The organism is Terriglobus roseus (genome assembly GCF_900102185.1).
GTDB lineage: Bacteria > Acidobacteriota > Terriglobia > Terriglobales > Acidobacteriaceae > Terriglobus > Terriglobus roseus_A.
The window spans coordinates 1,456,939-1,477,714 of sequence record NZ_LT629690.1; the positions used below are offsets into that span (position 1 = coordinate 1,456,939).

The following is a 20,776-nucleotide window of genomic DNA, read 5'->3' on the forward strand; positions in this document are numbered from 1 at the left end:
GAGGGACGGAAAATGAAACAACATCCTCTCTGCACGGATAACGAACACGAACTTGATGTCTCGCGCCTTGCGCTGCCAGCGGAGGTCCGACGAGAGTGGGCATCGCTGCAGACACGCCGTCATTTCCTGGGTCGTGCGGGTAAGGTGATGGGATGGGCGGCAATGGCGAGCCTCGCCGGTGACCGTTTGTTGCAGACGCATGCGTCTAGTCCGAAAACACCAGCAGGCGCACCCGGTCCCGACGAACTGAAGCTGCCGCATTTCGCACCGAAGGCCAAGCGCGCGATCTATCTGTTCATGTCTGGTGGGCCGCCACAGCTCGACTTGTGGGATTACAAGCCGAATCTTGCTGCGCAGTACGACAAGGACATTCCTGATTCTGTTCGTGGAGCGCAGCAGGTGACCGGCATGACCGCGGGCCAGGCGCGTTTCCCCGTTGCACCCTCTCATTGGGACTTCAAACGCTACGGTCAAACGGGCACGTATGTCAGCGATCTGTTGCCGTACACCAGCAAGCTTGTAGATGACCTCACGATCATCAAGTCAACCAACACGGACGCCATCAATCATGAACCCGCAATCATGCTGATGAACACGGGCAACATGAACGCGGGTAAACCATGTTTGGGTGCATGGCTGGCTTATGGGCTTGGCAGCATGAACGATAATCTGCCGACTTTCCTGGTGCTTCAGACCAAGCTGAATCCCAAAGAGAATAATCAGCCGGTATCGTCACGCTTGTGGAGCAGCGGGTTTCTTTCATCGGAGTACGCGGGCGTGGGTCTGCGCTCCGCAGGTGACCCGGTCTTGTACATCAACAATCCTGATGGTGTGGACAGCACGACGCGCCGCCAAATGCTGGATGCTGTGAATCAGATCAACCGTGAGACATACGAAGAGGTTGGCGATCCAGAGACGAACTCGCGAATTGCGCAATATGAGATGGCGTACCGTATGCAGACGTCCGTGCCGGAGCTGGCCGACCTGAGCAAGGAGCCACAGACGACGTGGGACTTGTACGGCGAAGAAGCAAAGGAACCAGGCACGTTCGCATACAACTGCCTTATGGCGCGGCGTATGGCGGAGCGTGGAGTGCGCTTCACACAGGTCTACAAGCGCGGTTGGGATGTTCACGGCAACGTGGTGGGTATGCTGCCGCAGCTGTGCGGTGAAGTGGATCGCGCCTGCTATGCGCTGGTGACCGATCTGAAACAACGTGGATTGCTGGACGACACGCTGGTGATTTGGGGTGGTGAGTTCGGCCGCACGGTGTACAGCCAGGGCGGCCTGTCACGCGAGAACTACGGCCGTGATCACCATCCGCGCTGTTTCACCACGTGGATGACTGGCGGTGGCGTACGTCCCGGTATCTCTTACGGAGAGACAGACGATTACAGCTACAACGTTGTGAAAGATCCAGTGCCGGTGCGCGATTTCAATGCGACGATCCTTCATTGCCTTGGCATTGATCACAACAAGCTGACGTACAAGTTCCAGGGGCTCGACCAGAAGCTGACGGGGACCACTCCCGCAAACGTGGTGAAAGGTCTTCTGGCATGAGGGCGCGTGTCCGCTAACAAAATTCTTTGGAAGGACAAGACCGCTCGCAGACGATGGATAGCAGCAATTGTGCTGTCGCTGTTACTGCTTAGTCTGCCATGGATCGTTCGGTTGAACGGCCAGCCGCACGCTGACTGGCAGCAGTTCCTTGGACGCTTTCATCCTCTTGCGGTACATCTTCCGGTAACGCTCATACTGCTGGTGCCGTTGCTTGAACTTGGTGGTAGGCGAAAGCCCGCGTTGCGCGAGGCCGCAGGTTTTGTTCTCGGCCTGGCATTCGTGGGCTGCATCGCATCGGTGATGCTGGGCTATCTGCTTGCCTTTGGGAGTGGCGCAGCTGGTCCTGGGGTCACGCGCCACATGTGGGGAGGCATCCTGCTCACGGTATGCACCATGCTGTGTTTGCTGACGCGACCCTTATGGTCAGCGTCTGCTGCAGATAAGGTTTACCCTGCGTTGCTGGTGAGCACACTGATCGTGATGATGTGGGCCGCACACCAGGGCGGCTCACTCACGCATGGCAGCAATTACCTGACCGTGTACGCGCCACGCCCGATCAAAACAATCGTCTCCCTTGGTAGTTCGAAGGCAAAGAGCGATTCGTTTTACGTGCAGCACATTGATCCGATTTGGGACAATAAGTGTTTGTCCTGTCATGGTGACGGCCAGGTGAAGGGCGGCTTACGCATGGATACCTTCGAGGCACTCATGGTGGGCGGCAAAGACGGCCCGGTAATCGTGCCAAACAAGCCGGACGATAGTTTACTGCTCAAGCGGGTGACACTTCCGGAAGGCCACAAACAGTTCATGCCAGCGGAGGGGAAACCACCACTCAGCCAGGAGGAGATTGCATGGATCAGGGCATGGATTCAGCAAGGCGCATCCCCCGCAGCTACAAATCTTGCAGGCATCTCGATTCGAGAACAGCGTGACATTCCGCTTGAGCCGGTGGGGGACTACAGCGCGTTACAGCCTGAGATTGATCGCATGAAGATTGCTCCCGGAGCAAAGCTACTCACTGTTTCCGCAAAGCCGTCTGACGGCTTGATACTCAACACGCTCGATGTTGCGGCGAGCTTTGGCGATGCGCAACTCACGCAGTTCGAGAAATACGCTCCGTACATCGTCGAGGTCGATCTTGCGAGAACCGCCGTTACAGACGCGAGTTTTACAACGCTCGCCAAATTTACACACCTGCGCGCGATTCATCTGGACAACACAAATGTTACCGGAAGCGGCCTTGAGGAGCTTGCAGCGTTGAAGCACTTGAGCTATCTCAACCTGAGTGGGACGAAGATTACAAGCGAAGGCGCCTCGCGATTGAAAGCGCTGCCCAGTCTGCAGCATATCTATCTCTTCAACACACCCGCACAGCCTTTGACTCAAGCAGCAGAAGTGAGGAAGACATCATGAGCAGTGCATCCAAGTGGACACGTCGGAGCTTCCTGGCCGGTTCGGCCTCGGTAGTCGTCGCCAACAGATTGAGTCAGCCACAGACAGCACACGCACAGGCGGCTTCGCCGACAACCGCAATCACCGGCAACGGAGAATGGGTATACCGCACCGTGAACAACTGGGGCACGCTGCCTGCTGGAACCATCTACGGTGGTACACACGGCGCGATTGCTACCGACGTTGCAGGCAACATCTACGTCGCCACGCAAAGCAACACAGGTGTCCTCGTATACTCGGCTGATGGCAAGCTGCTACGCAGCATTCTCAAGGACTACCCTGAAGTGCATTCCATGGTGCATCAACAGGACTCCGACGGAGAACGCTTTCATGTGACAGTGCAGAAAGGGACGCCAGAAGCGAACTGGCTCTATCTCACTGTCAAACCGGACGGCACGGTATTGAGAAAGATCACAGCGCCGCAGGAGGCGGGCTTTGCAGCACCGAATGCATGGCGCCTGACTGCAGCGGTGCCCGCGCCCGATGGAGATCTCTGGATCGCAAACGGATACGGCGACTCGCGCCTGTTTCGTTTCGACAAGAACGGCAACTACAAAGCGGCATACGCGGGCAAAGGAAACGCAGACGGTATGTTCCAGTGCAGTCATGGGCTTGCCGTCGACACGCGATATGACCAGCCGTTACTGCTCGTCTGTGATCGCGAGAACCGCAGGCTTGTACACATGGACTTCGATGGAAAATTCGTCCGCAACATTGCCTTGCACATGCGTCGCCCTTGTCAGGTGAGCTTCTATGGTGAACATGCAGTTGTCTCCGAACTTGAGGGCCGTGTCACGATCCTCGATAAAGACAACGCCATCGTGGCATTTCTCGGTGATAATCCGGATCGCACGATGTGGGCAAAATACGATCTGAACCCTGCATCCGTCGCACCCGCGCTTTTCAGCGCCGCGCACGGCTGTCTTATAGATTCATCCGGCAACATCTATATCTCCGACTGGAACAAGACCGGCCGCGTTTCAAAGTTGGAACGTATGACTGCATGAATGGCGAAGAGCGCGCCGGGAGAACCTCCTTCGGTTTCTCCTGACGCGCTCGTTTCACGTCTATTGTTCGGTTAGACGCTCCCGCAACTGCGCGACGTCAACATCTGAGACGTGCAGAGCTGTGCGGCGGTAGTTGTCGAAGCTGCCGTACTTTTCATCGATCTGACGAAGAGTTGACTTTAGATACTCCGGATCGGCGGCGATCATGACTTTTTGCTGCTCAGGCGTCAGGTTCTTCATGGAGTTCTGAGTGCTTGGTCCGCTCGCTGCCATCATCTTCTTCATGTCCGCACTGTTCTTGCCCACGTATTCGTTGGTAAGAGCGTAGTCTGCCAACACTGTCTCTTCCGGTACTCCCAGCATCAGAAGCACGAATGCGCTGAAGACGCCGGTGCGGTCTTTACCGCCCGTGCAGTGATACAGCAGCGGCAGGTGATCGTTTTTCAATTGCTGAAAGACTGTCGCGTACTGTTCTGCAGAGTGGAATGCGAAGTTGCCGTAAGTGGAAGTCATTGCCTTGCGCAACTGTTCCGGTGTGGCATTCGGATCGAATGCCTGGCGTACAGAGGGTTCTTTACCGGGTTCTTGCGGCCTGGCTCCAATGGGAAGGCTGATCTGCTCTACTGAGCTTCCTGGAATCCATGTTTCTGCTGCGGCCTGCGCTTCTTCCTTCGTGCGGAAGTCGCACACAACACGGATGTCGAGAGCGGAAAGATACTTGTAGTCTTCCGGCGTGAGATACGTCAGTACACCTGAACGATAGAGCAAGCCCCAACGCACTGTCCGGCCGTCCGTCGTCTTGTAGCCCCCAATATCGCGGAAGTTCGGCGTACCATCCAACGGAAGGTGGCGAATGGAGACTTCTCTCACTTCGCCGGTGTTTGCCTTCAGGTAGAAATACATGCGCTCGTGCGGTTTGCCTGCGTGCAGCGTAATTGTGTTTTCTGATGTGCTGCGCAACGGAGCGGATGCGGGCACTTTGTTTGCCTCAGTGCCTGCGAGAATCGCAACGGACTTTGTGTTGCCTGTGAGAGTGTAGGACAACTTATATTCGTCCGCGCCTGTTTGAACGCACTTCAGATTGATGACATCGGCGTGTGCAGCGCTGGTGACGGCGGAAGCAAGAAGTAGCGCATAAAGATTACGAAATTGCATGGAGGATTCTCTTTCTGGCGGCGTTGCGGATGGCCGCAACGTCGCCTGTTTTGTACTTGTGAGTTCTAGAAGTTGAAGCGGAGGCTTGCCTGGATTTCGCGAGGCAGATTCGACTGTGTGAGGAAGATCTGGCCAAAGCTTGTGGACGCGATGCTGGTGTTCGGTCCGGCAAACTGAACACGGTTGAAGGCGTTGAAGAACTCAACCTTGAAGTCGAGCGCCATGGCATCGTGTAACTGGAAGCGGCGCGACGCGAGCATGTCGAAGTTGTTCGTTCCCGGCGCGCGTACACCTGCGAGATAACGTGGCGCGTTGCCGAAGGTGTACGGAGCGGTTGTGGTGAATGCTGTCGGATTGAAGTACAGGCTGCCGTTAGTCATCTTTCGTCCACCCGGTACTGCGGTGGAGATACCAGTTACTGTCGGACGCATCGATGTACCGCCACCAAAGCAGTTGCAGAAGTTTGGCGACGACACCGTCACTGGCAGGCCGCTATCGAAGGTGTAGAAGCTACCGACCGTGAAGCCGCCCAGCACCTGGCTCATGACACCGTGCGACAGGAAAGGCTTTCCGTGTCCCATCGGCAATTCATACTGGCCGCTGATGCGCAGTACATGGGTGAGGTCCTGCGACGAGATCGAGCGGTCGCACGAGGGGCAGTTGTTGTCCTGGAACTGTGCCGTTGTGAAGTAATCTCCCACGTTGTCGAACATCTTGCTGAAGGTGTATGCAGCCAGCAGCGAGAAGCCCTGTGAGAAGCGGCGCTCCAGCGAAACCTGGAATGCGTTGTAGTTGGAGGCGCCCACGCCAGTGGTGGCTGTCATGTTCAAGAATTGCGGATGCGGACGAAGCAACTGTCCACGCTGCACCGTTGCCTGGCTGAGGATGGAGGTCTTATCCGTGATAACGCCGTAGAAGGGATTCGCAACCGTGGCCAGCAGATTTGAACCAAGCGACAGATTGCTATCGGAGAGTTGGTTGAAGTTCACCGGCTGGTAGAGGTGCAGACCGTTGTTGGCGGCATAGCCAGCTGTGAGGACAAGGTTGCCTGGCAACTGACGCTGTACGTCCAGCGACCACTGTTCGTAGTAGCTGATGTGCTGCTGACGTTCTGAGCCGGTGATGTTTTGGCCCAGGTTAGTGTTCAGTCCCAGCGAGTTGCCACTGGGCTGCGTGAGGCCATTCGGGAAGGGATTGGTCAGGTTGAATTGCGGCGTTACGCCATCAGCAAGTGTTGGATTCGACGTCGTTACAGCGGCGTAGCCAATGCTGGAGTTCGCCAGATCCACTGGAGGTGCATGGAAGATACCGAAGCCGCCACGTACCACTGTCCGTTCGCCTGCACGATAGGCAAAGCCAACGCGCGGATCGAAGTTAAAGTGCTGTGTGTTTTGCAGGCGGCGACCGTTTCCATTTGTGCCAGTGAATCCCGGACCGCCGGTCAGCGTGCCCAGAGAGCTCACCTGATTGTTCAGTGGTGATGCGCTGGTCAGATCGAGATAGACGTACTGGTTCTTTGCTTCGAGATCCGGTAGCTCAAGGTTGTAACGCAGACCGTAGGTCAGCGTGAGCGCGGGAGTGATGTGGAATTCATCTTGCGCGAATCCTGCGAAGTATGGATGGCTGGCAACGAAGGAAGGAGCATAGCCGCTGCTGACTGTAGCCGCTCCGAGCAGAAGATCTGCAGCGCCGCTACCTGAGGTTCCCACTGCTGCCTGCGGATTCGGTCCACCCGTGTAATTGCCTGCGGCCGTTACTGTGACAAGCTGTGCGATGTTCAGGCCAACGGAGAAGTGGCGGAAGTCAAAGCCGTACTTGAGTGAGTGACGGCCCAACAGCTGCGTGAGCGATGCTGCATATTGCCATGTGGTGCCGTAGTCCTTTTCCAGACCGCCGGTGGCACCCATGGAGCTGATGCGCGTTGCGGTGACTGTTGGAAAGGTTGTGGAGGTTAGTCCAGCAGTCACGTTGCTGTTGAAGCCGAGGGTGCCCGGATCAAATCCGAGTGAAGCAGGCACGCGATTCGATTCCTGATGCGCGTAGAGGATGTGGTGTTCAAACACCAGTCGCGAATTCAGAATGAACATGTGATCCAGCATCATGTTGTAGCCAGGCAGGCGTTGGTTTCCCGGCTCAGGGCTGAAATGGTTTCCAAAGGGATCGGGATAGTTGTTGTTGCGCTGGAACCAGTTGAAGCGGCCATAGATGCTGTGACGATCCGAGATGCGGTGATCGACTCGCAGATTGACGTTGTTTTGATTGCTAGAGGTCGTCGCATTGGAGAAGAAGTTGTTGGTGCTGCTGTAACCCTGACCGGCGCGGTTGGGCAGCGGATAATTTCCCAGGATGGCGAGACCGGTTGCGTTCAGGTAGTTCTGCGGGATGACGTTCCCAGCGAACGGAGTACGGATGTAGCGCGTGGTGCCTGCTGGCGCAGTCGGATCAAGGCGCGTGGTCCGCGGGTCATACATCGTGATCAGCGTTCCGTTTGAGTCCGTCGTCTGGGAGAAGTCGCCTTTTCTTTCCAATGCTGTGGGAACGGTGCCGAGGTACGATCCAGCCTGGCTCTGACGAAGGCCTTCAAAGGTGGAGAAGAAGAAGGTACGCTCGCGTCCGTTGTACAGGTGGGGCAGGATGATGGGACCGCCCAGCGCGTAGCCGAACTGATTGCGTTGGAAATGTGGCTTTGCGGTACCCGCTGCGTTTGCGTTGTAGCCGTTTGCGTCGAGCAAGCTATTGCGGAGGTATTCGAATACGCTGCCATGGAATTGGTTGGAACCGGAACGCGTGGCGAATGTGACGATTCCGCCGCTGGTGCGACCCCATTCCGGAGCGTAGGCGGTTGTCAGCACCTTGAATTCCTGGATGGAATCTACCTGCGGAACGGCCGCTGCAGCGTTGTAATCGTAGGTGGTGGTGTTGGCCGCGCCGTCGAGCAGGCTTTCCGTCGTGGCTAACTTCGCACCGTTGATGCGGAAGGTGTTCGTGTATGCCTGGCTCTGTTCGTTGTTACCGGACTGTGAATTGTAAGCCGTGACGCCCTGCGCGAAATTCACCAGCTGCAATGGATTACGTACGTTGAGCGGCGTGTTCTGCACGAACTGGCTTTCGATCACGTTGCCGCGATCTGGGTGATCCGTAACCAGTTCAGGGGCCGTCGCGGTGACTTCCACAGATTGTGCTTCGCTGGCAGCCTTGAGAGAAATGTCAACGCTGCGTGAAGATCCCACTTCGAGCGTTAGATCACTGACGGTGTAGGGTGCGAAGGTTGGCGCCGTTGCACGCAGGGTGTACTTACCGGCGTTCAGCGGCGGCAACAGGAAGTAGCCCTCACCGTTGGTATGAACGCTGACGACGGCATTTGTTGCGGCGCTGGTGACGTCTACATTGGCGTCGCGGATTGGCGCACCGGAGGCATCTGTGACGTGGCCGCTGATCGCGATGCTCTGCGCCACGGCTCCCGGGACGAATGCCAGAAACGCTGCACTGAGGACAGGACCGCGAAGGAGCAGGGAATTTCGCTGGAAGATCATGCGCCAAGGTTGCCTTGGCCACAGGTAGGAAATCGCCGTAACGCGGGTAAAAGAGGGTTACGCTGTTCAACTCTGATTAACAGACGGTAACTAACCTTGAATGGCATGCCGCAAAATCAGGAAATCCTGGCACAGTTGGACCGCATTCTGCGGTCGAATGTTTTTGCCAATGCGGCGCGCTCTTCACAGTTCCTCTCCTATTGCGTGACTTCGAAGATCCATGGGGAGAATTGGAGTTTGAAGGAGACTTCCATCGCGATGGAGGTCTTTCTACGCGAAGCCAGCTATGACCCGAAGGTGGATCCAATTGTCCGTGTCCATGCCCGACGCGTCCGCGAAAAGCTGGCTCACTACTACCGAACAACCGGACGTGGCGATCCCATTCTGATCGAGTTACCCAAGGGGAGCTACGTGCCACAATTTCTGTGGGCACATGGGGCGCATTCACCGCTGTTGCAGCCGGAGAGTGAACCGAAACCTCTGGGGATAGCTCGCGAGATTGAAGAGGAGATCGCTGAATCTCCAATACGATCTGAACCCGTTGTAATACCAGTTACCCAGGCAATTCCAACTCTTCCAGTGGAAGTCCGTTCCACACCACGTGCTTCGCATCTTCGATGGATTGCGCTTTTCTCATCCCTCGCTCTCGTGATCGCATTCGTCGCGTTCCTCATAATCAAGCGAGGCGATAAGAGCCATCCAACCAGTACAGTCACCAGTCCTCAATCGCTCCGCCCTGTCGATCTCCTGCCTCCTGACGCAGTGGATGTGGCGTGGTCGCCAGACCAAAAGAGCGTGGCCTTTGTTCAGGCCGATGGGCATAACCGGACATCTGTGTACGTCATGGAATTTGGGCCAGGGCGTGCTCCACGGCGTTTGACTCATGGTGTGGGAAATGAATATCGGCCAGCATGGTCACCGGATGGCCAGCAGATCGCATTGATACGAAGCCCCGACGACGTGCGTTTTGTCATTGTGCGCGTTGGGACGGCAACAGGTGACGAGACTGTGACAGGGCCTTTCACGGCCAACCTCGGTGTGAGTCTGTACCATCCAGTCCTTGACTGGTCGCCGGATGGCAAATATCTCCTGACTTCCAACCAGGTTTCCCCGAACGTGCCGTCGCGATTGCTGCTGTTGAGGATTGCGGATGAGGCACGCATTCTTCTCACCTCTCCGCCTATACGCTCTGCCGGTGATCTGGAGGGAAAGTTCTCGCCAGACGGCAAATACGTTGCTTTTCATCGCGGTGGGCTGGGCGATCTATACGTGTTGCGGCTGAACGGGGAAAGCGCGAGCGAGATACGCCAATTGACTGCGGATAATCGTGGTGTTCGCGGCATAGCGTTCACAACCGATAGTAAAAACATCCTGTTCGCATCAGACCGCACGCAAAACGATGTCTTCAGCATCTACAAAATTCCAATTACGGGGGGAACTCCAACGCCCGTTTCCCCGGATGGTTTCGTAGCAGTTGAACCTGTCGCGCTAAGTCAGGACGTTCTCGCCTTTCGGCATGTCGATCTGGCAATGGAGTTTGTCGAACATCACGGCAATGCGACTCCTGCTCCACTGTTTCCCGGCAACGAGATCGACGAAGCCCCTGCTTATTCGCCGGACGGAAACACCATCGCGTTCATTAGCACTCGTTCTGGAGCGGAACAGCTTTGGCGCTTCCGTCGCGGGGACAAAGCGCCGGAGCAATTAACGCATTTTTCAGGAGAAGGCTTCCTGTTTACACCCCATTGGTCGCCGAGTGGAGACCAGATCACCCTCGGCTTTCGCGAGAACGGCGCGACGAACATCTATGTTGTGAACGCGAAGAGTGGTGAGGTAAGAAAACTAACGAACGGACGCAGTCGCAACTTCAACCCCGTGTTTAGCAATGACGGCACATACATCTTCTTCTCTTCTAACGAAGATGGAACTCCGCGTCTATGGCGCATCGCCGCCGACGGAAAGCGTCCTGCCGAGCCACTTTTCACGCAGGTTGTTTCCAACTTTGCAGCCTCTCCGGACGGTAAATGGCTCTACTACATCGACTATCTTGATTCACTTCGGCTTTGCCGCCTTAATCTGTTCGATGGCACAACCGAGGCGATGCTAAGCATTGATGCAAGGCCCGTTTTCACGAACAGTCTTGTTGTCACGCGCGAGGGCATTTACGTCGCTGTTGCCAAGCCTAATGAACCGTACGTTCGTATCGAACGCATTGACCCGACCGACAAATCGCAGCGCACGATGTGGCGCATTCCCGCATCGGGTGAGAGTCTCCCGATAGTTACTCCAGGGTTTGATGTAGCACAGGATGGCAGCCGCCTGCTGGCGACCCGCTTCCTCCGACACAACTCCACCGTGTTCACGACGCAATTGTCAGCACAGCCATAAACTGCCACACTCATTGATGTCGGCTAACGTTGCAATTAGCACTGCTCTGGACATGTCCAAAGGTACTGTCAAGGTATTAGCTTCGAAAGTTGACTCCTTGCGACTGCAGGTAGTGCTTGCTTTCCTGCACCAGCTTCAGGGGAACGAACGACTCTTTGCCGTCGTAGTCGAGTTCTACCATGATCATGCCCTTCAGTTTTCGGCCTGCCATTAGATCCAGCACTGCTGGTACGTTGACCTTGCCCTGTCCTAGCGGGCAGTAACCGGCGAAGTGATCGTCCTTGCCGTTCCAATCCTTCAGGTGCATGTGTTCGATGATGGGAAGGAAGTCGCGGACGACTACGGTTGCGTCGGAGCAACCCTTTGTGAGTTGGCCAATATCGGGACCGAAGCGAACATATTTGGTGTTCACGGAATGGAGAATTTCGTAAGTTTCGTCCTTCGATTCCACGCAGGTCCCGGTGTGCTGATGCAGCGCGGCGGTGATTCCGATGTCGGTTACGGCCTGGCAGATTTCATTGAGCGAGGCCACGATGGTCGACTTGTGCTGAGAGAAGTCATACGTCTTCCGATCCACTGCATTGGGCCCGATGACGGCAACGCGTCCGCCGTACTTCTTAACGATGCTTGCCCAGCGTACGGCCTTGGCAATCTCTTCTTTTCTTGCTGAAGCATCGGTCAGGTTCAGGGCACAGTACGCAGAGATTAATGGCAGAGAATGAGCCTTCAGCACGGCACCCAAGCCGCCTGGCTGCTGCTCCCAACGTTCCAGTACTTCGCCGAATGTTTCGAATCCATAAAAGCCTTCGCCACCAATATCAGCGATTGCTGTGGCGACATCTTTGTTGGACCACGTGATCGCTGTGTGTCCTACAACGATGTTGCGTTTGCGAGGTGATGCGAAGAGGGAATCTGGGTTAAGTGCTGCAAGGCTGGCAGTAAGCACGGCTGATTTGCAGAACGTGCGGCGGTTTAACTCCATGCTGTTTCTCCCGTACCGTCGGCATTGTGGCCGGCGTGAATACTATTGGATCTGATTTTTAATGAACGGTTGGTGTGGTCGTCGTGTTCGGATTGGGTGTTGCAGGGAAGCTGGCTGCAAGATAACGACCGACTGTGACGATCTCTTCATCGCTCAGTTCCGCACCTCGATTCACCATTTCATCTACTGTGGCTGACCATTCTGCGGCAGTGGCACGCTTGCGAGAGATCGTTCCCGATGTGTGGCACGTGGTGCAGGCGCGTTGAACAACAGCCTTTCCTTCACCTGGTGGGAGATCGGACGAAGCAGTCTGAGGCGCCTGAGATTGCGCATAGGTGCTGATACACAGGGTGATGACCAGGAGAAAGGCGGCCCACAGCCACGCCCAGAAGCCTACCCTACTGTGCGCCTGCCAGTTATATTTCCTTCGATCTGATTGGAGGGAACTTGTTGCTGGATGCATTCAAAGCTCACTTCTGATGAAACCCAATGGAAAGGATTGCGTACGTGCTTGACTTTCCTGAACACGGAGATTTATACACTTGTTCACTCTCATTAAGCAACTTACATTGCATAATACGCAACAAGGGGCTCTGTGTTTAATAAGTATTTGTTCTTCTTCTCCGTTCTGGCTCTGGTTTCACCGATGAGTGGTCAGAAGGGTACGGATTGGCCTATGTATGGTCACGACACATCCAGCATGCGTTTTTCGCCACTGAAGCAAATCAATGTGGCGAATGTGGGTTCGTTGAAGCTTGCCTGGAGCTTTGATATGACTGCGCCCGTGACGACATCCACTGTGACGACAGCAAGTGGAAGAAGAATTGTTCGCACATCGAAAACGACACCGCTGGTGGTTGGCGACGTGATGTATTTTTCCACTCCGTTCTCTCATGTCGTTGCACTGCATGCCACGGATGGAACTGTGATCTGGGATCACACGCTGCCAGCCAATCCGGCGTCGAGAGGAATCTCGTACTGGCCCGGTGAGGGAAGTGATGGTCCTCGCATCTTTATTGGAACCTCCAACGGGAAGTTGTTTGCACTTGATGCGAAGACCGGTGAGGCGGTGAAGGCATTTGGTGACGATGGTGCTTTGAATGTGCGAGTTGGTGTTGCGGATAAATATCCGAATGCACACTATGGCATCTCATCTCCGCCTGCGATCTTCAAGAATCTTGTCATTACTGGATGCCAGTTACAGGAGATGCCCAGCAAAGGGCCGAGTGGTGACGTCCGCGCATGGGACGTACGAACGGGCAAACTGGTTTGGACATTCCACACGCTGCCGCGTCCTGGTGAAGCGAACCATGAGGTATGGCAGGAAGATCAATGGAAGGATCGCTCCGGGTTGAATGTATGGGGGCTGATGACGGTGGACGCGCAGACCAGCACGATTTTCATTCCGCTGGGAACACCTACGACCGACTTCTATGGTGGTGATCGTAAAGGGACGAATCTGTATGGTTCGTCGCTTGTTGCTCTGGATGTGGCGACCGGAAAGTTGAAATGGTTTTATCAGACAACGCATCACGATAACTGGGACTATGACATTACGGCTGCGCCTGTTCTGTTAGATGTTCATCGCAACGGAAAGAAGATTGAGGCCGTGGCGCAGAGCACAAAGCAGAGTTTGCTCTTTATCCTTGATCGCAAAACGGGCAAGCCGATCTTTGATGTTGAGGAAAGGCCCGTGCCCGCAGATAATGTGCCACCGGGTGATAAGCCTTCTCCGACCCAGCCATTTCCGGTTAAGCCCGCGGCATTGAGTCTGAATCATTTCGAAGGCACAGATGCTGAGATGGCAAAGCTGACTCCAGAGCACGATAAGGCTTGCAAAGACTTGCTTGGCTTGGAGGGCGGTGTCCTGATGGGAGGCCCATATGCCGAGTATGGCCCCAAGTTGCGTATCGTGTTTCCGGGATGGACGGGTGGGGGAAATTGGGGCGGAACTGCGTTCGATCCGAAACTTGGTTTGCTCTTTGTGAATTCCAAGAGTGAAGGCATGCTGAGCAAGTTGGTGAAGGAAAAAGACGGGACATATAGTCGTGTCGGCCCAGATCATCCGCCAGCTGGTGTCAAAGACCTGTTTCAAGTAGGACCGTGGCCTTGCCAGGCACCGCCGTGGGGTGAGTTGAGTGCCGTGAATGTGAGCACGGGTGAGATAGCGTGGCGTATTCCTTTGGGATCATACCCGGAACTTGATGCAATGGGGATTCCAACGACTGGTAGGACAAATACCGGTGGACCAATCGCAACAGCAGGTGGCCTTGTTTTTATCGCCGCAACAGAGGATCAGAAATTCCGTGCCTTTGACGCTCACAACGGTAAGAAAGTATGGGAGACAACTCTGAACTCAAACGGGTTCACTGTTCCAATTTCCTATCAGGGTGCAAATAAGAAACAGTATGTCGTAGTCGTTGCAGGTGGTGGCAATGGTGCCACACCGGCTCATCCAACTATCTATGCCTATGCTCTTCCATAACTCGCTGACTAGTTCATTCAGGTAGCAGGCAAACTTAGCAATAAGCAACGCTGATTTCTGGAGTAACTTCTTATGAAGCATCTCGCCACTTTCTTGCTATTCCTTAGTACTGTATGTTTCACGTTGAACGTCGAAGCGCAGTCCTTTCAGCCAGATATTCGGTATCAGAGCAACACATTGCATGCGTGGTCATCGAAAGGGAGCGGATCGTGGCAGCCAGAGGGCGATAGCATTGTCGGGCATGGGGGCGCGAATGGGGCATGGCTCCTTTCGGACAAGTCTTATCAGGATGTTGCATTTTATGGTGAATTCCGTTGTGGCAATCCTTGCGATGCAGGATTTCTGTTGCGTGCAGAGCCGACTCCTGATGGTGGATTGAAAGGTGTTCTTGTTTCCTTCAGCGGAAGCTCGCTTCCGACATTTGCTGTGTCCATTGATCGCGATGGCAAGATCGTTCGAAGGGACTTGTTAGCTCGCGGTGGCTTGCTGCAGCGGGTTACACCTCCTCCAGCGAAGCCACAGGCAGCGGTTGCACCTCGACCGAGGAATGCGAATACTGTTGTGTTGCCTTTGCATGCTCCTGATACGTCATTAAAAGTCGGCGATTGGAATCGTGTTGAGAGTTTCTTTGATGCGAATACTGTTCGATCTTTTCTGAATGATGGGCATCAGGAAGGTGCGATCTCAGAAGAGGGCTACGGACGCATTGGGTTGTATGTCGGCAGTGGAAGCCAGATTAGTTTTCGGAAGCTGGCACTAAAGGATTTGAATCGTAAGGTTCGCGACGCTGAGAAGGTCGGCGATGGTTTCCGCAAGCAGAAGCTCAACGATTTCTATTACTCGTGGGGTACGGCCGCTGCTGACTTCAACCACGATGGCGTGCTGGACATTGTTTCCGGACCTTACATCTATTACGGTCCTGATTACAAAACATCGCGTGAAATATGGCTGGCTCTTAGCTCAAATCCCACGACAGAATTTGCTACTGATTCGACAATGGAGTTTGCTGCAGACTTCAACGGCGATGGATGGCCCGATGTGCTGACGGTGATGTTTGGTAATGGCCCCGGCATCCAGCTCTATATCAATCCCAAAGGAGAGAATCGCCGCTGGGATAAGTACACAGTTGGCTCAGCCGTACAAAGCGAGATTGCGGTTCTGCGCGATGTTGATGGTGATGGCAAGCCAGAGCTGGTGTGTTCCGGCGAAGGATACGTTCGTTATCTGAAACCCGATGCTTCCGATCCTACAAAGCCCTGGACGATTCATAACATCTCTGAGAAGGGATATGGCGCTTCACATGGCATTGGCGTGGGAGATGTAAACGGCGATGGTCGCATGGACATCATCGATCCGTTTGGATGGTGGGAGCAGCCTGCACAGAACGCTGCAAATGTTACCTGGACTTATCATCCGCAAGCTTTTGCAAAGTATGGTCGCGGCATGATGGGAGGCAGCGTGATGGCTGTCTACGACGTGAACGGTGATGGACTGAATGACATTGTTACGTCACTAAATTCTCACGGCTGGGGACTTGCCTGGTACGAGCAGAAGCGTGAAAACGGAAACATTACTTTTGTCGAACACATGGTGATGGATGATTTCACAACTGCAAATGCAGGGAATGTGACCTTCTCCGAACTGCACGGATCTGGTTTTGGGGATGTAGACGGAGACGGTCTTACCGATTTCATTGTTGGGAAAAGATACTTTTCGCATCTGGATACGAACCTTGATCCTGATCCACGAGATGCTCCAGTTCTCTATTGGTACAAGACGGTGCGCGATGCGAAGGCACCCGGCGGCGCGAAGCTGGTTCCTGAGCTTATTGATACGCACAGTGGCGTGGGATCAGATGTACTCGCCGTTGACCTGAATCGCGACGGTGCATTGGATATCGTAACGTCGACGCGTTTTGGAACAGAAATTTACTGGAATACCCGACCCAAACGATCGGGTCGTACAAAGGAAAAATAGATAACGGTAAACGCCAGCAAAGTCATGGCGGGCAGAGGGATGAGACAACGCGCAGTTTATTTTCGTCGTTACATTACCTCCTTTGAAGTAATGTAACGACACCAATTTCCTCGCAGACGATAGAGAGCCTGCGTGCACATGCGCCATTGATATCGCGGCAGCAATTTCGGCGAAGATACCGATTACGCTTGTGCACCCGTGCACGTAAAGAAGATTGCACATCTCTAAATCGCGGAGCGATGGCAGCCGCTTTTTTCAACGCGGAAGAGACACGAGTATCTTCCTTCGTTGTGAAAACGGCTGTGTTTAGTCGCATGCGAGAGGACAGTTTTGTTGCGTGTTCTCAAGCGTCAGCAAGCATTACAGCAATCGTCTGAAAATATTTTTTAATCCTTGACGAATTCTGTTTAACGTTGCTAGCCTTCTCTCGTTCACGCAATAAGAATTGCATAATACGCAACACGTAGCTGGAGGCCAACCGATGTACTACAGGAAGAGTTTTGGATCGGCAATCGCACTTGCCGCAGTACTTGTCTCATCTGCGAGCGCACAGATTCGATCCGCAACAATCACCGGAACAGCTATCGACAGCACCGGCGCCCTTTTGCCCGGGGCCAAGGTGACCGTGACGAACGAAGCTACCAATGAAACTCAAACGACAGATGCTTCGAGCTCCGGACAATACACCATCCCGTATCTTGCCGCTGGTAAATACACCGTTACGGTGAGCAAGGGCGGCTTCCAGGATTTCAAGGCGAAGGGTGTTGTTCTGAACACTTCGCAGACAGTCAAAGTGGATAGCACGCTGTCTGTTGGAGGCTCAGTAGAGCAGGTGGAAGTGAATGCTTCCGCGGCTCAGATTCAGACGGAAAGCAGTACCGTGTCTGGAGCTGTTGACGCTCAGACGATTGAAGCTATTCCGAATATCACGCAGAATCCGCTCTACTACGCGACGCTACAGAATGGCGTTCAGCCTCGCAATACATCGGCAAGCACGCAGAATCTGAATTCGTTTGGTGTGGGTGTTGCAGGACGCGCTCAGTTTTCCGCGATCGGTGTGAACGGTGGTCGAGCCTACGAGAATGACATCCAGCTTGATGGCCTTCCGATTACGGGTAATGGCTTCAACGAAGCAGCGATCGTACCGAACACCGAAGGCATTCAGGAAGTTCGCGTGATTGCGAATAACTTCACCGCGGACTATGGCCGTGGTGATTCCGTGATGGCAATTACGACGAAGTCTGGTGGGAATGCGTTTCACGGACAAGTGTCATACATGATTCGTAATGAAGCCCTGAATGCAAACTCGCCCGGTAATAAGGCACAGGGAATCCGCCGTCCTGCATTCAAGGTGAATGACTTTGGCGGCGCCATTACAGGACCTATCTGGCGTGATCGAATCTTCTTCTCGTCCAGCTATCACTATCTGCGCTTTAATCAGGGGCAGACGTATCTTCAGACCGTGCCTACGGCTCTGGAGCGCGTGGGAGATTTCAGCAAGACTTTCCAGCAGGATGCGAACGGAAACCCGGTTCCGGCATTGTTGTTTGATCCATTCAACGTGACGCAGCGCGGCACGAACCTGTATGAACGTGCGCAGATTCCAAATTCAATCATTCCGAATCCGAATCCGTATGCGGTGAAGATGTTTAGCTACTATCCGCTGCCGAATCGCACGCCGGATGATGTCTATAACACCAACAACTTCACGGCAACCGTAGTGAATATGGTGCGCCGTCAGTCATCAAACAACCGCCTTGATTTCAAGTGGGGCCGTCATTCGTTCTATGCAAGCGGCGGTATCGATTATGGAACGATCTCTCAACCTCGTCCGTTTGGGACAGCTCCGTTTAACAACGCGCCGACGACTACGCAGGATCAGAATCCGTATGCTCAGATCGGTGACACGATTACGCTTTCTCCCACGCTGTATGTTGACGTACGCTATGGCGTGACAAGAATCAACACCTACAACTACGCAGGTAATCATTCCGGATTTACTGATTACGGTAGCTTTGGAATTCCTACGGCAACACAGGCTTTGTTTGCTCAGCCTGGTGCTGCGCCCGTTGTGAGCCCTGCGGGATTTGGTGGCAGCGGTGGCGGCAGCAATTGGTCTGCACTTTCAGCTGGACAGTTCGCCAGCAAGGCAGAGCATCAATTGGTCCACGCTATCAATGGCAGCGTGACGAAGGTCGCAGGGAAGTGGACCTACAAGGTTGGTTCCGAATATCGTGTGATGCTGGCCAACTACAACGACTTCGAAGAGGCATCTGCGAACATAGGTGGTTGCTGTGCAGCAGATCCCGGAGGCAACTATTCTTTCCGGTATGTGACTGCAAGTGGTGGTCAGGCGCCTGGCAATACGAGTCCGAATCTGCAAGGAATTTCAGGTGCAACGATGTTGCTGGGCGAAGGTGTCTGGTTTGTTCGTCCCGGAGCCAATCTGAAGCCAGCATATGCAGCAAAGTACTTCGCGGTGTATTCGCAGAACGATTGGAAGGTGCGACCGAATCTGACCATCAACCTTGGTCTTCGCTGGGATCTGCAGCCCGGACCTACCGAGCGCTATAACCGGCTGTCCGGCATCGACTTCACACGGAACAATCCGTTTGGCAGCAAAGGCGTGATTGCCTTCCCTGGAACGAATGGCTACAGCAGAAACCTGTGGGATACGGAATACACGGACTTTCAGCCTCGTGTCGGGCTTGCGTACCAGGTGCATGAAGGGACTGTGATTCGCGGCGGATTTGCATTTGCCTATCTGCCAAGCAATACCGGTTACTTCTCAAGCCCGAACGATTACGGTGGAACGCCATTCTCTCCAGGCAATCAGGCGTTGCCATTTGGTACAAACCCACAAGGTGTTCCTGTGACGCGATTCACTGATGCCTCTCCACTTGTTCCAGCAGTTGGAGCGAATGCTGCTGCACCGCAGGTGTATGGAACAACCGGAGCTTATTTCGATCGGCACCTGAAGAACCAGTTGATGAAGCAGGGAAATGTCTTCCTTGAACAGGCCTTTGGCAAAGGTGGCGGCTACCTGTTCTCGCTTGGATGGGCAGGATCCTATGGCTCGAACCTGACAACGCGCAATCAGCCGTTTGAGACGCTGCAGTCTGTCGACCCGTCTACTCTTGCGAACTATCGTAGTCAGTACATCGCAAACAATGGGACGTCGAATCCGGCAACGGCATTGGTGCAGAATCCGTATCAGCCAACTGGTGGCCAACTGCTCCCGTTCCAGAATGCTCTTGCTGGTTCAACGATTCAGCAGTTCATCCCACAGACACCTTATCCGTTGCTTTACGGAGCGTTTCTCAACGGTTCAAGGGGCTACTCCAACTTCAACTCGTTACAGGCTTCGTTGCGACACAACTTCCAGTCTGGCTTCAATATGATTCTGAATTACACCTGGAGCAAGGAACTGGATTATTCAGTTACTGGTATTGAAGATGGCCAGGGTGTGAATGCTGGTGGTTCGCTTGGAACTCCTGATCTCTTGAACAATGGACTCAATCGCAATTATGGTCTTGCTGATCAGCCACATCGTCTTGTCGCCACGTTGATCTACAAGTCGCAGTTCGGGAAGGATGGGAAGTACGCTCTTGGGAACGTTGTCGGACGTGTGCTCTTAGGAGGATGGAGCTTTGGCAGCGTGATCACAATGCAATCCGGCATGCCGGTGGTTTTAAGCTTCTCAAACAATGGATCGCTGACATCTCGACTGGATCGTGTTGCTGGACAGAATGTTGTCCTCCCGAAGGAGTTCCAGAAGCGGTACAACGGCTCGACGACGGTGACACTTCCTTGCGGGAAGACAGTCACGCCCGCTAAGTACTCATTGCTGAAATACAACGCTTGCGCTTATTCCAGCCGAACGCTTACAACTCCTAACGGAAGCATTGTGCAGGATTTGTATTGGGTTGGAAATCACGCGCAGACGGATGGCAATATCCGAACCAACAGCCGTTACAACGTGGACTTCAGCCTTCGGCGTAGTTTCCCGCTGTTTGAACGGTTCCAGCTAGACGTTGCGGCAGAAGCAACGAATCTTCTGAACACTGCGGAATACAACGGAGCCTATGTCGGAGGGCTTGGATCACCCAACCTTGTGAACAACGCGAGCAAGGGGCTGATTCCCGGTCTGGGCACGAGCAGCACGTTTGGAACCGTGAATATGAATGCCTTTGACCCGAGGCAGATTCAGATGCACGCACGTTTGGTCTTCTAACTG

10 protein-coding genes are annotated in these 20,776 nt (G+C 54.2%); 7 read left to right on the forward strand and 3 right to left on the reverse strand.

Annotated elements, in window-relative coordinates; genetic code table 11:
* Positions 1-12 precede the first annotated feature (12 nt).
* The 3 genes from BLT38_RS06205 to BLT38_RS06215 are packed head-to-tail and all read left to right on the forward strand — an operon-like array spanning position 13 to position 4,019.
* The gene (locus BLT38_RS06205) at positions 13-1,560 is read left to right on the forward strand and encodes a DUF1501 domain-containing protein (RefSeq protein WP_083344396.1); all 1,548 of its coding nucleotides are present in this window, start codon (positions 13-15) and stop codon (positions 1,558-1,560) included.
* Between the two features lie 6 nt (positions 1,561-1,566).
* Positions 1,567-2,973, forward strand: a complete 1,407-nt coding sequence (locus BLT38_RS06210; protein ID WP_083344397.1) for a c-type cytochrome domain-containing protein — start codon at positions 1,567-1,569, stop codon at positions 2,971-2,973.
* Positions 2,970-4,019 (forward strand): hypothetical protein, encoded by a 1,050-nt coding sequence (locus tag BLT38_RS06215; RefSeq protein ID WP_083344398.1) that lies wholly within the window; start codon positions 2,970-2,972, stop codon positions 4,017-4,019. The genes BLT38_RS06210 and BLT38_RS06215 overlap by 4 nt, the downstream gene beginning before the upstream one ends.
* A gap of 60 nt (positions 4,020-4,079) precedes the next feature.
* Here BLT38_RS06215 and BLT38_RS06220 read toward each other — a convergent pair whose 3' ends face one another.
* Together BLT38_RS06220 and BLT38_RS06225 are read right to left on the reverse strand one after the other, a co-directional pair.
* On the reverse strand, positions 4,080-5,174 hold the full coding sequence (locus tag BLT38_RS06220; RefSeq protein ID WP_083344399.1) for a tyrosine-protein phosphatase: 1,095 nt from the start codon (positions 5,172-5,174) through the stop codon (positions 4,080-4,082).
* A gap of 65 nt (positions 5,175-5,239) precedes the next feature.
* Positions 5,240-8,707, reverse strand: a complete 3,468-nt coding sequence (locus tag BLT38_RS06225) for a carboxypeptidase regulatory-like domain-containing protein (RefSeq protein WP_083344400.1) — start codon at positions 8,705-8,707, stop codon at positions 5,240-5,242.
* Positions 8,708-8,944: 237 nt separating this feature from the next.
* On the opposite strand from BLT38_RS06225, the gene BLT38_RS06230 reads away from it, so the two are divergent.
* Positions 8,945-11,095 carry a PD40 domain-containing protein gene (locus BLT38_RS06230; RefSeq protein ID WP_172838166.1) on the forward strand — a complete coding sequence of 717 codons (2,151 nt, stop codon included), beginning with the start codon at positions 8,945-8,947 and terminating at the stop codon, positions 11,093-11,095.
* A gap of 76 nt (positions 11,096-11,171) precedes the next feature.
* Here the strand turns inward: BLT38_RS06230 and BLT38_RS06235 are convergent, their stop codons facing one another.
* Positions 11,172-12,077 (reverse strand): sugar phosphate isomerase/epimerase family protein, encoded by a 906-nt coding sequence (locus BLT38_RS06235; protein ID WP_083344402.1) that lies wholly within the window; start codon positions 12,075-12,077, stop codon positions 11,172-11,174.
* A gap of 595 nt (positions 12,078-12,672) precedes the next feature.
* On the opposite strand from BLT38_RS06235, the gene BLT38_RS06245 reads away from it, so the two are divergent.
* From BLT38_RS06245 to BLT38_RS06255, 3 genes are all read left to right on the forward strand, one after another.
* A complete protein-coding gene (locus tag BLT38_RS06245; RefSeq protein WP_156785033.1) occupies positions 12,673-14,562 on the forward strand; it encodes a PQQ-binding-like beta-propeller repeat protein in 1,890 nt (629 codons plus the stop codon).
* A gap of 72 nt (positions 14,563-14,634) precedes the next feature.
* Positions 14,635-16,539: an FG-GAP-like repeat-containing protein gene (locus BLT38_RS06250; RefSeq protein WP_083344405.1), complete on the forward strand. Its 1,905-nt coding sequence runs from the start codon at positions 14,635-14,637 to the stop codon at positions 16,537-16,539.
* A 481-nt stretch (positions 16,540-17,020) separates the two neighbouring features.
* Positions 17,021-20,773, forward strand: coding sequence for a TonB-dependent receptor (locus BLT38_RS06255; RefSeq protein ID WP_083344406.1), 3,753 nt, complete (start codon positions 17,021-17,023; stop codon positions 20,771-20,773).
* The last annotated feature ends 3 nt before the right edge of the window (positions 20,774-20,776 follow it).